The sequence below is a fragment of the uncultured Campylobacter sp. genome (assembly GCF_938039205.1).
Lineage (GTDB): Bacteria > Campylobacterota > Campylobacteria > Campylobacterales > Campylobacteraceae > Campylobacter_A.
Genome location: NZ_CALHVM010000028.1, coordinates 1 through 13,247, shown reverse-complemented (window position 1 = coordinate 13,247; position 13,247 = coordinate 1). Strand labels below are relative to the sequence as shown.

At 45.9% G+C, this 13,247-nt stretch carries 17 protein-coding genes; 6 read left to right on the top strand and 11 right to left on the bottom strand.

Going from position 1 to position 13,247, the window contains the following annotated elements:
• Positions 1 to 198: 198 nt before the first annotated feature.
• The 10 genes from modD to Q0394_RS04495 all read right to left on the bottom strand — a co-directional run bounded on the left by modD (position 199) and on the right by Q0394_RS04495 (position 7,449).
• The gene (modD, locus tag Q0394_RS04540; RefSeq protein ID WP_298945702.1) at positions 199 to 1,041 is read right to left on the bottom strand and encodes a ModD protein; all 843 of its coding nucleotides are present in this window, start codon (positions 1,039 to 1,041) and stop codon (positions 199 to 201) included.
• Positions 1,025 to 1,309: a hypothetical protein gene (locus Q0394_RS04535; RefSeq protein WP_002952110.1), complete on the bottom strand. Its 285-nt coding sequence runs from the start codon at positions 1,307 to 1,309 to the stop codon at positions 1,025 to 1,027. The genes modD and Q0394_RS04535 overlap by 17 nt, the downstream gene beginning before the upstream one ends.
• Positions 1,306 to 2,742 (bottom strand): alanine/glycine:cation symporter family protein, encoded by a 1,437-nt coding sequence (locus tag Q0394_RS04530; protein ID WP_298945703.1) that lies wholly within the window; start codon positions 2,740 to 2,742, stop codon positions 1,306 to 1,308. Before Q0394_RS04530 ends, Q0394_RS04535 begins: the two co-directional genes overlap by 4 nt.
• Positions 2,743 to 2,783: 41 nt before the next feature.
• On the bottom strand, positions 2,784 to 4,859 hold the full coding sequence (locus tag Q0394_RS04525) for a heavy metal translocating P-type ATPase (RefSeq protein WP_298945701.1): 2,076 nt from the start codon (positions 4,857 to 4,859) through the stop codon (positions 2,784 to 2,786).
• Positions 4,843 to 5,187, bottom strand: coding sequence for a hypothetical protein (locus Q0394_RS04520; RefSeq protein WP_002952117.1), 345 nt, complete (start codon positions 5,185 to 5,187; stop codon positions 4,843 to 4,845). The genes Q0394_RS04525 and Q0394_RS04520 overlap by 17 nt, the downstream gene beginning before the upstream one ends.
• Positions 5,184 to 5,489: a Cys/Met metabolism pyridoxal-phosphate-dependent enzyme gene (locus tag Q0394_RS04515; protein WP_298945700.1), complete on the bottom strand. Its 306-nt coding sequence runs from the start codon at positions 5,487 to 5,489 to the stop codon at positions 5,184 to 5,186. Before Q0394_RS04515 ends, Q0394_RS04520 begins: the two co-directional genes overlap by 4 nt.
• 12 nt (positions 5,490 to 5,501) lie before the next feature.
• On the bottom strand, positions 5,502 to 5,894 hold the full coding sequence (locus tag Q0394_RS04510) for a hypothetical protein (protein WP_298791958.1): 393 nt from the start codon (positions 5,892 to 5,894) through the stop codon (positions 5,502 to 5,504).
• A 22-nt stretch (positions 5,895 to 5,916) separates the two neighbouring features.
• Complete coding sequence (locus Q0394_RS04505) at positions 5,917 to 6,564, bottom strand: aminotransferase (protein ID WP_298945699.1); 648 nt, start codon at positions 6,562 to 6,564, stop codon at positions 5,917 to 5,919.
• On the bottom strand, positions 6,561 to 6,902 hold the full coding sequence (locus Q0394_RS04500) for an HMA2 domain-containing protein (protein WP_298945698.1): 342 nt from the start codon (positions 6,900 to 6,902) through the stop codon (positions 6,561 to 6,563). The genes Q0394_RS04505 and Q0394_RS04500 overlap by 4 nt, the downstream gene beginning before the upstream one ends.
• A gap of 109 nt (positions 6,903 to 7,011) precedes the next feature.
• Complete coding sequence (locus Q0394_RS04495; RefSeq protein WP_298945697.1) at positions 7,012 to 7,449, bottom strand: Fur family transcriptional regulator; 438 nt, start codon at positions 7,447 to 7,449, stop codon at positions 7,012 to 7,014.
• A 160-nt stretch (positions 7,450 to 7,609) separates the two neighbouring features.
• Here Q0394_RS04495 and Q0394_RS04490 point away from each other — a divergent pair, with 160 nt between their 5' ends.
• Positions 7,610 to 7,819, top strand: a complete 210-nt coding sequence (locus tag Q0394_RS04490) for a hypothetical protein (protein ID WP_002945385.1) — start codon at positions 7,610 to 7,612, stop codon at positions 7,817 to 7,819.
• A gap of 29 nt (positions 7,820 to 7,848) precedes the next feature.
• Here Q0394_RS04490 and Q0394_RS04485 read toward each other — a convergent pair whose 3' ends face one another.
• A complete protein-coding gene (locus Q0394_RS04485; protein ID WP_298945696.1) occupies positions 7,849 to 8,514 on the bottom strand; it encodes a lipid-binding SYLF domain-containing protein in 666 nt (221 codons plus the stop codon).
• Between the two features lie 92 nt (positions 8,515 to 8,606).
• Between Q0394_RS04485 and Q0394_RS04480 the strand changes: the two genes are divergently transcribed.
• The 5 genes from Q0394_RS04480 to Q0394_RS04460 all read left to right on the top strand — a co-directional run.
• On the top strand, positions 8,607 to 9,446 hold the full coding sequence (locus Q0394_RS04480) for a M23 family metallopeptidase (RefSeq protein ID WP_298791824.1): 840 nt from the start codon (positions 8,607 to 8,609) through the stop codon (positions 9,444 to 9,446).
• A gap of 54 nt (positions 9,447 to 9,500) precedes the next feature.
• Entirely contained in the window at positions 9,501 to 9,983 is a 483-nt protein-coding gene (locus tag Q0394_RS04475) for a DUF1104 domain-containing protein (protein WP_298945695.1), read from the top strand.
• 261 nt (positions 9,984 to 10,244) lie between these two features.
• Entirely contained in the window at positions 10,245 to 10,907 is a 663-nt protein-coding gene (locus Q0394_RS04470) for a response regulator transcription factor (RefSeq protein WP_298945694.1), read from the top strand.
• A 138-nt stretch (positions 10,908 to 11,045) separates the two neighbouring features.
• Positions 11,046 to 12,218 (top strand): HAMP domain-containing sensor histidine kinase, encoded by a 1,173-nt coding sequence (locus Q0394_RS04465; protein WP_298791818.1) that lies wholly within the window; start codon positions 11,046 to 11,048, stop codon positions 12,216 to 12,218.
• Positions 12,219 to 12,457: 239 nt separating this feature from the next.
• Positions 12,458 to 13,247: hypothetical protein (locus Q0394_RS04460; RefSeq protein ID WP_298945693.1), on the top strand; the 790-nt coding region annotated here is incomplete at its 3' end.

The window sequence follows — 13,247 nt, the reverse complement described above, 5'->3', positions numbered from 1 at the left end:
TTATAAAGGCTTTTGGAAGCGAGTCGAGAGGATACGGGATATCTTGCGATAGCGGTAGGGAGAAGTATTTGGAAGTATGTAATCAAAAGATGATAGTTGAGTTTTTTAGAAAGGATAGAAAATAAGAAAGTTTGATATAGCTATACGTTAAACGCATGCACAAATTTGACTAGCCAAGCGGTCTGTCAAATTTGCAAATTATACTATCTCTAAAACCGCCGTGATGTCGGCCATGCCTTGCGTGTACATAGCTGATGTGACGAGTGCGTCCGCGCCTGTGACGGCGAATTCTCGGACGTTTTTTAGATTTATCCCGCCGCTTACAACTAGGGCCGCGTTTGGAGTGATTTTATCTCGTAGATCTACCGCCTGCTTTACCGCCCCCGGCGTAAATTTATCGCACTGCACGACGTCGGCGCCCGCCTTTAAAAGCGTTTCGCAGTCGTCTAAATTTTCGCATTCGACGGCGATTTTACGCTCGGGAGATTTTGCTTTAAAGGTTGAAATTTGAGCCAAAAACTTCTCATACGAGTCGTAAGCCTTGATGTGATTTTTAAAAAACAGCACGCTGTCGCTCAAATTTAGCCTATGTATGCCGCAGCCGCCCTCAAGCACGGCTTTTAGGCAAAATTTCTTGGCAAACGGAAAGCTTTTGCGCGTGGCTAGGATTTCGCATTTTGGATTTACGCTTTTGGCGGCCTCGTTCATCGCTCTTGCGTAGGTGGCGACCTTGCAGGCGTACTCTAGGCAAATTTGCGCTAGTTTCCAGGCTTTGTGCACATTATCGTAGCTACCACTGATTTTTATAATCGGCTCTTTTGCGGCCGCGACGGCTGAGTTTGGGACGCAAATTTGCGTCTCGCAGTCTAGCAAACGCGCGATGCGAGCGGCGACGTCTACGCAGCTAACCGTCACGTCCTCGCGCGGCAGTATGGTTAAGACGGCGTTTTTGCGGATGCCTTGAAGCGAGGTCGTAAGATCAAAGTAGGGCAGATCCTCGCCGATGTAGGCTAAAATTTCGGCGTCATTTATCTTGATCATCGCTTGCTAGCCTTTTTGCCTCGGCGTTTTTCTTATTTGCGTTTACGATCATGTTTCTAAAGATGCCGTTTTCGTAGAGGCCCGCGTGATAGAGCGAAAAACCTATAAACGCGACGCCTGAGGCTACGTGCCACTTTTTAAAGCTGCCTTTGTTTCTGCCTTTAAGCCCGAACGCCGTTAGGCAAACTGTGGCTAGAGTGACGCTCATGCCGATTTTTGCGACTTTTCTGTGTGTTTGTAAATTTAAAAGTTGTCCGTTTATGTTCATTTTTTTCTCCAGCAAGTTGTGTTTGCGATGCCTATGCTCTCAGGGTCAAATTCCGGATTTAGCCCCGCTTTTCTTTGCGATTCGTAGTCTTTTAGAGCTTTTATCATGACTTTTGATAGCATAAAGATCGCAGCGATATTTATCGTAGCCATCGCCGCCATCGTGATATCAGCGATGTTCCAAGCGATAGTGAGATTCATCTGCGCTCCGACGAATATCATCGCGACCGCCGTTAGTTTAAAGGCTATGGCGATTTTGTGGTTTTTGGTGAGGTATTTGATATTTGCCTGCGCGTAGTAGTAGTTGCCAATCAGCGACGTGATCGCAAAAAGCACCACCGCAAGCGTCGTAAAGTGAAGGCCGATCTCGCCGTAGTACTCGCGCATCGCGGCCTGCACCAATGGAAGTGCGGTGAGCAGTTCGCCGCCGGCACCCGTTTGCTTTGTGATATAGGCTTGTGAGAAAAGCACTATCATGCCAGAAGCCACGCAGATCGTCATATCTATAAAAACCGCCATCGCCTGCACGAGTCCTTGCTTTACCGGATGGCTAGTGTGGGCCGCGGCTGCTGCGTTTGGCGCAGAACCCATGCCAGCTTCGTTTGAAAACAGGCCACGCTTGATACCGTAGACGATCACGCTACCGGCAAATCCGCCAAATATCGCCTTAAAATCAAAGGCGCTTTTCATGATCATATCAAAGACGGCGGGGAGTTTGTCAAAATTTAAGCAAATCGCGATAAAGGCTAGCAGGATATAGGCAAGTGCCATGAAAGGCACGATATATGAGCTAACCTTGCCGATGACGTGGCTCTTGCTAAAAAACATCACCGCCGCAAATGCCGTTAGAATAATACCGATACCAACCGGCAAGCCGCTATCGCTAAAGCTCGTAGCGCCAACGCTTTGGTCGTAGTAAATTTGGAAGGCAGAGGTCATAGTGTAGCTTTGTAGGCCGTTAAATCCGTATGCGTACGTGATGATGAGGATAACGGCAAAAAGGCTCGCCATCCACTTGATGCCTAGGCCGTTTTTGATGTAATATGCTGGGCCGCCTTTAAAGCCAAATGCGTCTTTGGTCTTGTAAATTTGAGCTAGCGTACTCTCGGCAAATGCCGAAGCCGCACCCAAAAAAGCCATCAAACACATCCAAAATAGCGCGCCCGGTCCGCCGGCTACGATAGCCGCGGAGATGCCGGCGATATTTCCGATGCCCACGCGCGAGGCGGTGGAGATCATAAGCGCTTGAAACGGCGTGAGGTGGTGTTTGTTGTATTTATCTTTTTTCTCGACTAAAACCTTGCATGCCTCAAAAAACATCCTAAACTGCACGAATCTAGTAATATAGCTAAAATAAATACCGGTAAGAACAAGCACTATAACCAAAAAATAGCCGTATAAAAAGTCGTTGGCTAGCGACATCTCGTCATTCATAAATTTTAAAATTTTATCTATCAACCGTCATTCCTTCAAATTTACTTCGCGCCTATCTTGACGCCTTTCATCGAATTTGCCAGCAGTCCGATCGTCGTACCGTTGTGCAAAATGGCCGTGGCGATAGGGTTAAAGAGTCCAAACGTAGCACCCGCTAGGATGAGCGAGTTTATGCCGACGGTGGCGTTAAAATTCGTATTTATCAGCCTCATAGTTTTATTTGCGACGTCTTTTGCGACGGCGACCGAGCCGATGTCGTCTTTTAGTAGACTGATGTCGGCGGTGGCTTTTGCTATATCAGCACCCTTTTGCATACTGATGCCTACGTGCGCTTTGGTGAGGCTTGGCGCGTCGTTGATGCCGTCTCCGACGAAGGCTACTTTTTTACCCTCGGCTTTTAGCTGCTCGATGATGCCTGCTTTATCGGTAGGTAGGCAGTTTGCATAGACTCTATCGATACCTAGTTCGCTTGCTACCTGATCGGCTTTAGACTGCACGTCGCCCGTTAGCATTATCAGCTCTTTTACGCCTAGTTTTCGTAGCTTTGCTAGCGTCTGCGCGGCATTTTCTCGCATGGTATCGCGCATGGCGATGACGCCCAAGAGCTCTTTGTCGTAGCCTACGTAAAGTAGCGTGAGTCCGCTGTCTACTTCGCTTTTTATGATTTCTTCGTGTTTGCTAAATGAAATTTGCTCGTCGTCCTCTAAAAAGTGCCTTGAGCCGATCACGACCTCTTTGCCGCCTACGTATGTTTTCACGCCGTGAGCGACGATAAACTCGACCTCATCGTGATGGATGTGATGAAAGCCTATCTCGCGCGCGGCCTTTACGATGGCCTCGGCTACTGGGTGGAAGTAGTGCTCCTCAGCGCTTGCGGTCAAATTTAAGAGCTGCGCTTCGGTAAATTCCTTTTTAAATGAGTGAACCTTGACGACGCTTAGGCTGCCGTGCGTTAGCGTGCCGGTTTTATCAAAGACGAAAGTATCGGCGCTCGCTAGCGCCTCGATAGCTTTGGCGCCCTTTATCAGTACGCCGTTGCGGCCGGCTTTTGAGATGCTTGATTTAAATGCGACGGGCGTGGCTAGCTTTAGCGCGCAGGAGTAGTCCGCCTGCAAGACGCTAGCCACGCGAGTCATATCTCGGCTAAGTAGATACGAAACGCCGGCTAGACTTAGCGTCACGGGCACTAGCTTGTCGGCTAGCTTCGTAGCTTTTAGTCCGACGGCGGATTTTTCGTTTAGTGAGCTTTGGATGTAGGATTTTATCCTAGCAGTCGCGCTCTCGGCTGCTATGCTCTCGGCCCAGATTTTTATGCGCCCGTCCTCGACGACGGTTCCGCTCATCACGCGGTCGCCGCGCTCTTTTTTGACGGGTTCGGCTTCACCCGTCATCGAGACTTGATTTACGCTTGCGGTGCCCTCTACGATGTAGCCGTCGATGCCGATGCTCTCGCCCGCGCCGACGACTACGATGTCACCTATTTTGACGTCTACGGTCGCGATTTTTTTGAGGGATTTTTTGCCGTGATCATTTATCTCGATCCAGACCTCTTCTATGTTCGGGCGAGCTAGCTCTTTGATGAGGTCGTCGCTGCGGTGTACGGCGCTTTCTTCCATGTATTCGCCGATAGTTAGCATGAGATTTGTGCTATTTGCCGCCAAAAAGTCGCGTCTAGCCAGGCTCACACCTACTGCTGTAGCTTCGAGTACCTTTGAGGTTATGCCCTCGTTTACGGCTTCGCTTGCGCCTTCTTTTAGTAGTGGCGCGGCCGCTATCAGGCTAGCCATAGCCTTTACGCCGTTGTTGTTTATAAGAGGCGTGATGGCTAGAGCCGTTGCCGCCTTATAAATTTCAGCCTTGCTCGGGCTGTTTTTATGCTTGTTTAAATTTGCGATCGGCAAATTTTCGATGAACTCTTTGATTTCGTTTAAATTTGACTCAAAGCCGACGACTATGCTCTTTGCTTTTTTGTTTACCCTGACGCTTTTTGCATACCTAAACTCCGAAATTTGAGCCTCCAAGCGACTCTCGTCGCAGTCCTCGCCGATGCGTTCGCAAACGAAGCGCACGCGGTTTTTAGTCAGGTGCGCGATGCGAACATTATTTTTGGGAGTCAATTTCGGCCTTTACATCTTCAAATCGCTCTTTTAGTTCTTCAAATCCTGCTTGAAGCAAATTTGATCCCTTCGCGATAGCTGAAAATAGCGCTTTTTGCGCGTTTTCGTTTGTTAGCACGTATGCCACGACGCCGCCTATGAGTGCACCTTTTATAAAGCCTGCTGCATTAAAATTTGCAGGGATGAAGTCCTTTAGCGCGTCGTTTATACCGCGATCAAAAGCGCTTGGCGCGCCAGTAGTCTTTACCGTCGTAGTCGTAGTCGTCGTGCTACCGTCGTCGTTTAGCTGATTTACTGTTTGAGTTTGATTGATGTATGGGTTTTTCATTTACTTTCCTCTAAATTTTTGATTAAATTCTCCGTCGCGACCACGCCTGCGATACCTACGGCTACGGTGACGGCCGCAGCAAAATAGCGTGCAGAGACTAGTTTGTTTGACGCGCTAATGGCGCATGCCGTGACGATACCGCCTTGGATCGCGGTTTTGGTCGTTTTTGCGACTACTTCGGCCTTGCTTGCGCTACCTTTTTTATAGTTTAGTATACCTACGCCGCCGGCTGCTATCGCGCCGATTAGCGCGCCGCTTATCATATGGTCCAGTGGGAGTCTGGTTGTTGATGTTAGATTCATATTTTACCTTTATTATTTTTCTAAATTTGGCTCAAGCGCGTTTGCGATATCTTCGGCTAGGCTTTCGGTTTGCTCGGCTGCTTTTGCCGGAGCTTTTTTAGCTCTTGGAGCGCTTTTTTTCTTAGATTTTGTTTTTTTGGCTTCTTTTTCAGCGGCTACTTCGGCGCTAGTGCGTCTTGTGCGTTTTTTTGTTTCGGTTGCCTCTTCACTTGTTTTAGCAAATTTTTTCTCGGCGTACTCTTTTGCTTCGCCTATTTTTTTCTCGGCAAATTCCTTTGCGTTTTCGGCAAATTCTTTGCCTTTATCTAGTCCGCTTTCAAGGGTTGATTTGATTTTGTCTTTGTTGTTAAAAGCCGCGACGGCTAAACCTCCTAAGATTGCTCCTGCGATAAACGGTAATGCCATTTTTTATCCTTTGTGTTAAATTTTATTCTTTATCTTTGTTTTTGTCTAAATTTTTACTGAGCATCATGCTGGCTAGTCCGCCAAGCGCCAAACCGCCGAAAAATGAAAAATTCGGATTGTTTAAAAGCGCGATCGCGTCCTCTTTGCTGCCTTGCCCAGAGCCTATGCGCTCTAGTGTCTGACTGATTTGCTTAAAGCTCTGCGAATCAAAAGCGTTTAGGATATTGTCGCTCGGATTTTGAGCCGTTTGCGCCTGCTCCTCTTGGCTTGTGTTATCCGCACCTTGAAACTGCGTAGCTAAAATTTGAGCCAGTTTTGCTTTTAGAGCTGGGATGTATTCGTTATTTGACGTAGCCCAGAGCCTAAAGCAAATATCTTTAAAATTTTCATCGCTCAGGCTATCGGTAAAATTTTCATAAAACGCATTTAGCTCAAACTCGTAGTTTAGCGCTTTTATAAAACAAGCGTCAAGGTCCTCGCACGCTAAAGCACAAAAAACTTGCGGGTCGGCGGGGTCTGCGTAGGGCTTTAAAAGCTCTAGTCCGCTTTGCCTAACCGCTAAAATTTGATCAAAAATTTCATCTTTTTTGCAGACGTTTTCGTAAAATTTTACTCCCTGCGACTCTAGTAAAAATACCGCATTTGCGGCTTGCTTTAGCTCCTCGTTCATCTTGCGCCGCCGGTAGCTTTTTGAGCTAGGTTGTTGATGAGGGCTGAAATTTCGTGTAAATTTTCGCCTTTTAGCAGATCGTCCCACATCTTTTTCGGGAAAACTTCGTGGTCGTATTCGATCGTTGCAGAGCCGATTAGCTTGTTAAATTTGACGTTTTTTATGCCGTCTATTTGCTTGATCGCTTGATCTATTTTTTCTAATGGCAAGCTGTCCGCTTCTTTTTTGATATCGCTGCTGACGCGGACTCTTAGGCGGCCTGCGACGTGGTGGATCGGCGTGAAATACGAAGCTATGCGTAAGACTAACTCCGATGGTATATGTGGTGCTGCGCTCATGTTTCTCCTTTGTTTTTTGGCGTATTATCTATTTGCTACGCTTAAATTTAACTGAAACTTTTTTGCATATCGTTATCAAATCATTTTTGATAAAGAGGCGCAAAATAGGCTATTTATTTTGGCACTTTGGACAAATTCCGTATAAAATCATAGCGTGCCCCTCGAGTTTGAAACCTAAATTTAAACAAATTTGCTCTTGTTTTTCCTCTATATCTTTATCAAAAAAACTCTCCGCTGCGCCGCATTTTATGCAGATTAGATGGTCATGATGCGACTTTAAATTTAGCTCGAATCTATTTATCCCGCTCTCTTCAAAGCTAAGAACGAGTCCGAAATCCTGCAAAAAATTTAAAAACTGATAGATCGCCGTGAGGCTCACGTTTCGTCTAAATTCGCTTTTGATCTTATTTTGTATTTCGCTCGCACTAAGGTGCTCGTCGCTGGAAAATAAAATTTTTAAAATTTGCTCTTTTGCGGCGGAATTTTTATATCCGTAATCCCGTAAAAGCTCTAAAAATTTCATATAAAATTTATCAAAAGTGTGCATTTTGCCGCCGTTTCAGCCAATTAAAATTAATTTTTATTATAGTAAAAAAAAGCTGATAATGCGATAAATTTAAGACCAATTCTCAAAAAATGGAGATTTTGACTAAGCGGTTATAAAGGTTATTTTGGCATAATTCCGCAAAAATTTTAAAAGGGAAGCCATGACGTACGACGAGCTAGAGCTTGAAGCGGTTTTGCTGGAGGTTTTAGAAAACCGAGGTAACTTTGAATCGCTTGACGATGAAGAGCTTTTCGAGCTTATCGAAGAGGTCGCAAAATATACCGACGGAGACTATGAGGAGGCGTTTGAGTATATGACGCAGTTTTCGCCGATCAACAAAAAGAGATTTGTCTCTCTTTATACGGTTTAGCTGCTAGGCCAAACCGTTTTTCCTCTTAATTATTTAAAATATTTATTCAATACTTCTTTTAGTGTTTTTGTATATCTTGAGTCTTTCGGAGAGTTGTTGTAGATATCTTCCATATCGTACATTCTATCGTAATAATCATACGTAGCCTGCTTGTCGACGACTACCAAAGAGGTATTTATGCTAACGCCTGCAAAAAGGCCTCTACTTTTACCTCTAAGCGTAGCCCAAGCCGTAATTTCAGGCAGGTCGCTCATTATGCCAGCTTTTTCGCCGGCCGCTAACACTACGGCATCGGCGCTAAGATCTATTTGGCCTTTACCGTTTATTAGCCCAGCATACGACCTTCTTGATTTAAAAAGTACAACAAGGTCGGTTGATTTATAGCCGCCCTGCAGACCTATGCCGCCGCCTTTAAAATTTATAAATATAGGACTACTCCATTCATTTTCGTCGTTTCTGCCGACGAATATACCGTCTCCAGTATGAGTCGTCACGACTAGCCCGCCGCTAACTACTTCAGGGATGACCATGATGCCTCTTATTTCGCTAGTATCTTTTAAATTTAGCAGTTTTCTAGAGCCCAAATCGTTTAAGATATCAAATGAAGTTCGTACTTTTTGATTTTGCGTAAAATCCGCATAAGCAAGCTGACCGAGCAAAAGCGTGTAAGCGGCAAGCTTTAAAAATATTTTCATTTTTGTTTCCTTTTTCGTAAAATTCACCCGCTATTATAGTATTTTTTTATTAAATTTAAAAATTATTCGTTAAATTTACGTAAAGGATGTAAATGAAAAAAATTATTTTAGCCGTTTTGATTTGTTTAAATTTGAGCGCAAAAGAGCAGGCTGGTGTGCCGAGCGAAACTCAGACTATCGTAAATGGCGACGTGGAGATAGTGCAGGTGGAGGCTAAATTTGCCGGAAATTTAAGCATAGATGGCAAGAAAAAGCGCTGGCTTAACGTGCCAGGGGATGAAAATCTAAAATTTGCCATCGTTTCCGCGGGATACCGCCAAAAAGGTGAGATCAAGCTAATAAACGGGCTTAAAGACGGCGATGAGACGATGGTTTTTAAGATCGTAGAGGGCGAATACAAAAAAGAAAAAATAACAGTCGAAGGCAGTAAAGTAACGCCGCCAAAAGAGGTACTAAAGCGTATCGAGGAGGAGCGCGAGGAGGCGAATAAAATCTATGCCACGGCTAATGCCGGGTTAAAATTTGACTCCAAATTTATCCTGCCTATGAGCTCGGCGGTCACGAGTCCGTTTGGCACCGCGCGCGTATTTAACGGCACTTTAAAGAGCTACCACGGCGGCACGGACTTTAGGGCCGCGGTCGGCTCATCGGTGATTGCGGCAAACGACGGCGTAGTTGCCATCGCAAAAGATCGCTACTATGCTGGCGGGTCTGTGGTTATAGACCACGGCGAGGGCATTTACACGCAGTACTATCATCTAAGCGCGCTAAACGTAAAAGTCGGACAAAGAGTCAAAAAAGGCGATATCATCGCGCTTAGCGGCGCTAGTGGGCGAGTGAGCGGGCCACACCTACACTTTGGCGTGATCGCGGGCGGCGTGCAGGTAAATCCGCTAAATTTCGTAAAAAAAATCAACGAAATTTTAAATTAACATTTTTTTCACGACTTTTCTTTAAACTTCGCTCATCTTTTTAAAGGAGAGAAAATGAAAAAAGTAGTTTTGATTAGTATGTTGGTTGCGGGCGGGCTTTTTGCCGCTTCGCTTGAAAATAGCACGAACGACGAGCTTTATAAAATGGTCGCAAATGCCGATGCTAAGACGCTTAGCGAGGTAGCGTTTGAGATAGACAAACGCGCTGGCAAGCTAAAATTTGAGGCCAAAGAGGCCAAACGCGGGCTAAAGGCCGAAATCAGAAAGAAGTTTGAGGGTATGAGTATCGCCGATAGAGAGGCGTTTATGCGCGAGTTTAGAAGCGGCTATAACGCCCAAGTGGGCGCGCTAAGCGTGGCGGAGGCGAAAAGGCTTGATATCGAGCTAAAAGACGGCGATGACGACGATGATTTTCACAAGAAATTTAAGCACGATTTTAAGGGCGGTTTTAAGCACGGCGGTAAAGGCATGATGGCGCAGGACTGTGCAAATGCCGGAGATTGCAATCAAGCTGGCGGCTACAAGGGCCCAAAATAGCCGATGAAATAATAAAATTCGAGCTTCCTTTTTGGAGGCTCGAACTTATAAATTTATGAAATTTTACCTTCAAATTTAGATGAAATTTGATAAATTTACGCAGGATCTGTTTGCGGCTAAATTTGAGCGCATGTGGGTAAATTTAACGCAAATTTGAGATGTTTGGCGAAAAATTTAGCGTAAAGCCGCGCCGACAGATATAATAAGATCAAGCGGATAAAACGCCGTAAAACGACAAAAGCAAACGAAAACGGAGCGAAAATGAGTAAAATTTTGATCGTCGAGGACGAAAATATGCTGCTTGAGATGATGTGCGCGTATCTGGAGGCGCAAGGCTACGAGACTGCGGGCGCGAAAAGCTACGACGATGCGTTAAATTTGGCTTATGAAAGCAACTTTGATCTTTGGATATTTGACGTCAAGATCATCGGTGGCAGCGGCTTTGCGCTACTTCGGGAGCTGCGAAACGCGGGCAAAAACACGCCTTGTATATTTACTACCTCGCTAAATACGCTCGATGACGTGCAAAGCGGCTTTACTAGCGGCTGCGATGACTACATAAAAAAACCTTTTGAGCTAAAAGAGCTACATCTGCGCGTGCAAAATCTGCTAAAACGCACCTTTGTGCACAATAAAAACGAGCTGGTAAATGTCGGCGAAAATTTGGGCTTTGATATGAATCAGGGCTTGCTATTTCGTGACGGCAAGGCTGTCTCGATGCCTAAAAAGCAGTCCAGGCTACTTGCGCTTTTGCTAAAAAATCAGGATAGATTTTTAAGTAGAGACGAGATTTATTCTCAAATTTGGGACTACGACGAGAGTCCTAGCGAGCTTAGTTTGCGCGTTTATATCGCAGAGCTACGTAAAATTTTAGGCAAAGAACGAATCGTCAGCGCCTCAAAGCTAGGCTATAAATATGTTTAAGCTTTTCGCGGTCGCTAGGAGACAAAGAGTAAGGTATCGGTCTAAATTTTCATCCGAATTTGCGCAGAGCTTTTACCGCTTTAGGCTTCAAATTTTACATCCGCAAAATACCCGTAAGTTTAATCCAAAAGGCGGCAAATGTCCCTTCTAAAATCCATTAAAAAAGCCTTTCTAGCGCTTTCGGACCGTCAAATTTTACCTATATTTTTGCTTTATTTTATCACGAGCGCCGCATTTTTGGTCTTTTTCGCGCAGATGTTTTACGAGCGCGAGAAGCATTTTATACTCGATCGCGACGTGTTTATCGTGCGAGATTTGCAGCATCACCTGCAAAATAAACTGCAAAAAAACGGCGAGATAGACGACGATGATTTCGACGACGTCGAGGCTTTTGCCGTAAATTTAAAAACGGGTGAGGAGATTGAGGATGATTTTGAGCCGCGCGAGGGCATGCCGCAAAGGTATAAGGACGGAACGAACTCTGTCGTGCAGTTTTATCTCAAAAATCGGCTCGGCGAGGAGGAGTACTACGTCGCCGTCAAGGTCGCAGATCCGGAGTTTACGATTCTCACGCTAAAACTCAAGATAATATTTTTCTCGTTTATGATACTGCTTGCTATTTTAATCATAGCTTATTTTATCATCCGTCTTTCGCTGCGTCCGCTTTACCGCCGCATCGACTTTTTAAACGGCTTTATCAGGGATACGACGCACGAGATAAATACGCCTCTTAGCGTCATTTTGATGAGTATAGAGATGTTTGAAACCGATCCGAAAAAATACCTAAATAACATAAAAACCGCCTCCAAAACTATCTCGACGCTATACGAGGACCTCACCCTAGTAAAGCTTAGCGGCAAAGAGGACGGCGCGGCGACGAGTTTTAGCCTGAGCGAGCTGGTGCGCGAGAGGATCGGGTATTTTGGACTAAATTTGGAGCAAAAAAATATAAAACTAAGCACGCAAATCGCCGAAGTGCAGCTACGCTCATCCTATAAAAAAACGCGAAAAATCATCGACAATCTACTAAGTAACGCCATAAAATACTGCGATGAAAACGGCTCGGTAAGCGTAAATTTAACCCCTGGTGCGCTCGCGATCTCAAACAGCGGTGCAGGTATCGCGAAGGAAAATTTGCCGCGGATTTTTGATCTTTATACGCGGTTTGACGAGCGAAACGGCGGCTTTGGCATCGGGCTTCATATCGTTAAAACTTTTTGCAAAGAGCTCGGATTTAAAATCTCGTGTAAAAGCGGCGGCGGGCTGACGGAGTTTCGCGTGGAGTTTGGCGGGAGTGCGACGAAAATTTAAGAGGGCGGCACAAGGTCGGTTTTTGAACCGTAAATTTAAACCTGCTTTTATGGCGTCGAATTTAAGCAGGTTTGATTTGCGGTTTTGCGAGATGAAATTTGGTTTTCGTATCGCCTAATCCGCATGATTCTTGAATTATCTTAATGCTTAATCTTTCCGCAACCGATGGCTTTAAATTTGGCGTAAAAGCAAGATAAATCCTGGTAAAATTTGCGATAAAACTATAAAGGAAAATAAGTATGGGCAAGCGGGACGAGGCGCTAAATTTAGCGCGAGATTTCGAACGTGACGGCTTTAGAGTGCCAGATTTATACGAGCGGTTTTGGCGGCTGCAAGGGGATACGGCAGCGTATTTTGCGCTAGCGGACAGCCTGCTACGCGGGCGGCAAGAGGGCGGCACGCTGCTAAAGGACGCTATGGGTTACGTAGGCGAGGAGGATTTTAAAGCTTTGATCGCTACGGCGGTTGAAATTTTGCGCGAGGAGGCGGCAGAGGAGCGCGAAACGCAGCAGAATGAAAGCGCGGCACAGACGGGAGAGAATGCACGCTCGGCGCGGGCGGACGAAAGCGCAAGCAAAAATGCGCGGCAACGCGGCAGAGATGAAAAGAGCGCGCGCTGGAAAAACGCCGAAGAGGTCATCGCCGCGGCGAGTCTTGAGTTTGCGCCGTTTTTGCACCCATATCTGGGCGAGCTTTTTAAATTGCAGCCGAACGAGAGCACGTATTATGCGGAGTATCCGTGGCGCGGGCTTAGTTACGAGAGCTCACAAATCTGGCGCGAGAGGCTTGCGGATCCTCAGGCAAGCAAAGATGACAAACAAAAAATTTTTAGCTGCCTGCTGCAAACCCGCGATCCTCGAAATGTAAAATTTGCTTGCGAGTTCGCGCTTGCGGAGGACTTCTTCGACCGTCCGTGCGACCCGCTTGAGTATATCGGCTACTGGCTGGAGGCCGTGGGATTTACTTTTGAGCGGGTTAAATTTGACGTAGACGAATCCGACTCCAATAAATCACAAAAAACCCCGAACG

Excerpts from the sequence above, each read along its gene's own strand:
- Q0394_RS04515 (WP_298945700.1), bottom strand. The coding sequence starts at position 5,489 with ATGAATCTAACATCAACAACCAGACTCCCACTGGACCATATGATAAGC.
- Q0394_RS04510 (WP_298791958.1), bottom strand. The coding sequence starts at position 5,894 with ATGGCATTACCGTTTATCGCAGGAGCAATCTTAGGAGGTTTAGCCGTC.
- Q0394_RS04530 (WP_298945703.1), bottom strand. The coding sequence starts at position 2,742 with ATGAATGACGAGATGTCGCTAGCCAACGACTTTTTATACGGCTATTTT.
- Q0394_RS04535 (WP_002952110.1), bottom strand. The coding sequence starts at position 1,309 with ATGAACATAAACGGACAACTTTTAAATTTACAAACACACAGAAAAGTC.
- Q0394_RS04520 (WP_002952117.1), bottom strand. The coding sequence starts at position 5,187 with ATGAAAAACCCATACATCAATCAAACTCAAACAGTAAATCAGCTAAAC.
- Q0394_RS04485 (WP_298945696.1), bottom strand. The coding sequence starts at position 8,514 with ATGAAAATATTTTTAAAGCTTGCCGCTTACACGCTTTTGCTCGGTCAG.
- Q0394_RS04490 (WP_002945385.1), top strand. The coding sequence starts at position 7,610 with ATGACGTACGACGAGCTAGAGCTTGAAGCGGTTTTGCTGGAGGTTTTA.
- Q0394_RS04480 (WP_298791824.1), top strand. The coding sequence starts at position 8,607 with ATGAAAAAAATTATTTTAGCCGTTTTGATTTGTTTAAATTTGAGCGCA.
- Q0394_RS04495 (WP_298945697.1), bottom strand. The coding sequence starts at position 7,449 with ATGCACACTTTTGATAAATTTTATATGAAATTTTTAGAGCTTTTACGG.
- Q0394_RS04505 (WP_298945699.1), bottom strand. The coding sequence starts at position 6,564 with ATGAACGAGGAGCTAAAGCAAGCCGCAAATGCGGTATTTTTACTAGAG.
- Q0394_RS04465 (WP_298791818.1), top strand. The coding sequence starts at position 11,046 with ATGTCCCTTCTAAAATCCATTAAAAAAGCCTTTCTAGCGCTTTCGGAC.
- modD (WP_298945702.1), bottom strand. The coding sequence starts at position 1,041 with ATGATCAAGATAAATGACGCCGAAATTTTAGCCTACATCGGCGAGGAT.
- Q0394_RS04470 (WP_298945694.1), top strand. The coding sequence starts at position 10,245 with ATGAGTAAAATTTTGATCGTCGAGGACGAAAATATGCTGCTTGAGATG.
- Q0394_RS04475 (WP_298945695.1), top strand. The coding sequence starts at position 9,501 with ATGAAAAAAGTAGTTTTGATTAGTATGTTGGTTGCGGGCGGGCTTTTT.
- Q0394_RS04500 (WP_298945698.1), bottom strand. The coding sequence starts at position 6,902 with ATGAGCGCAGCACCACATATACCATCGGAGTTAGTCTTACGCATAGCT.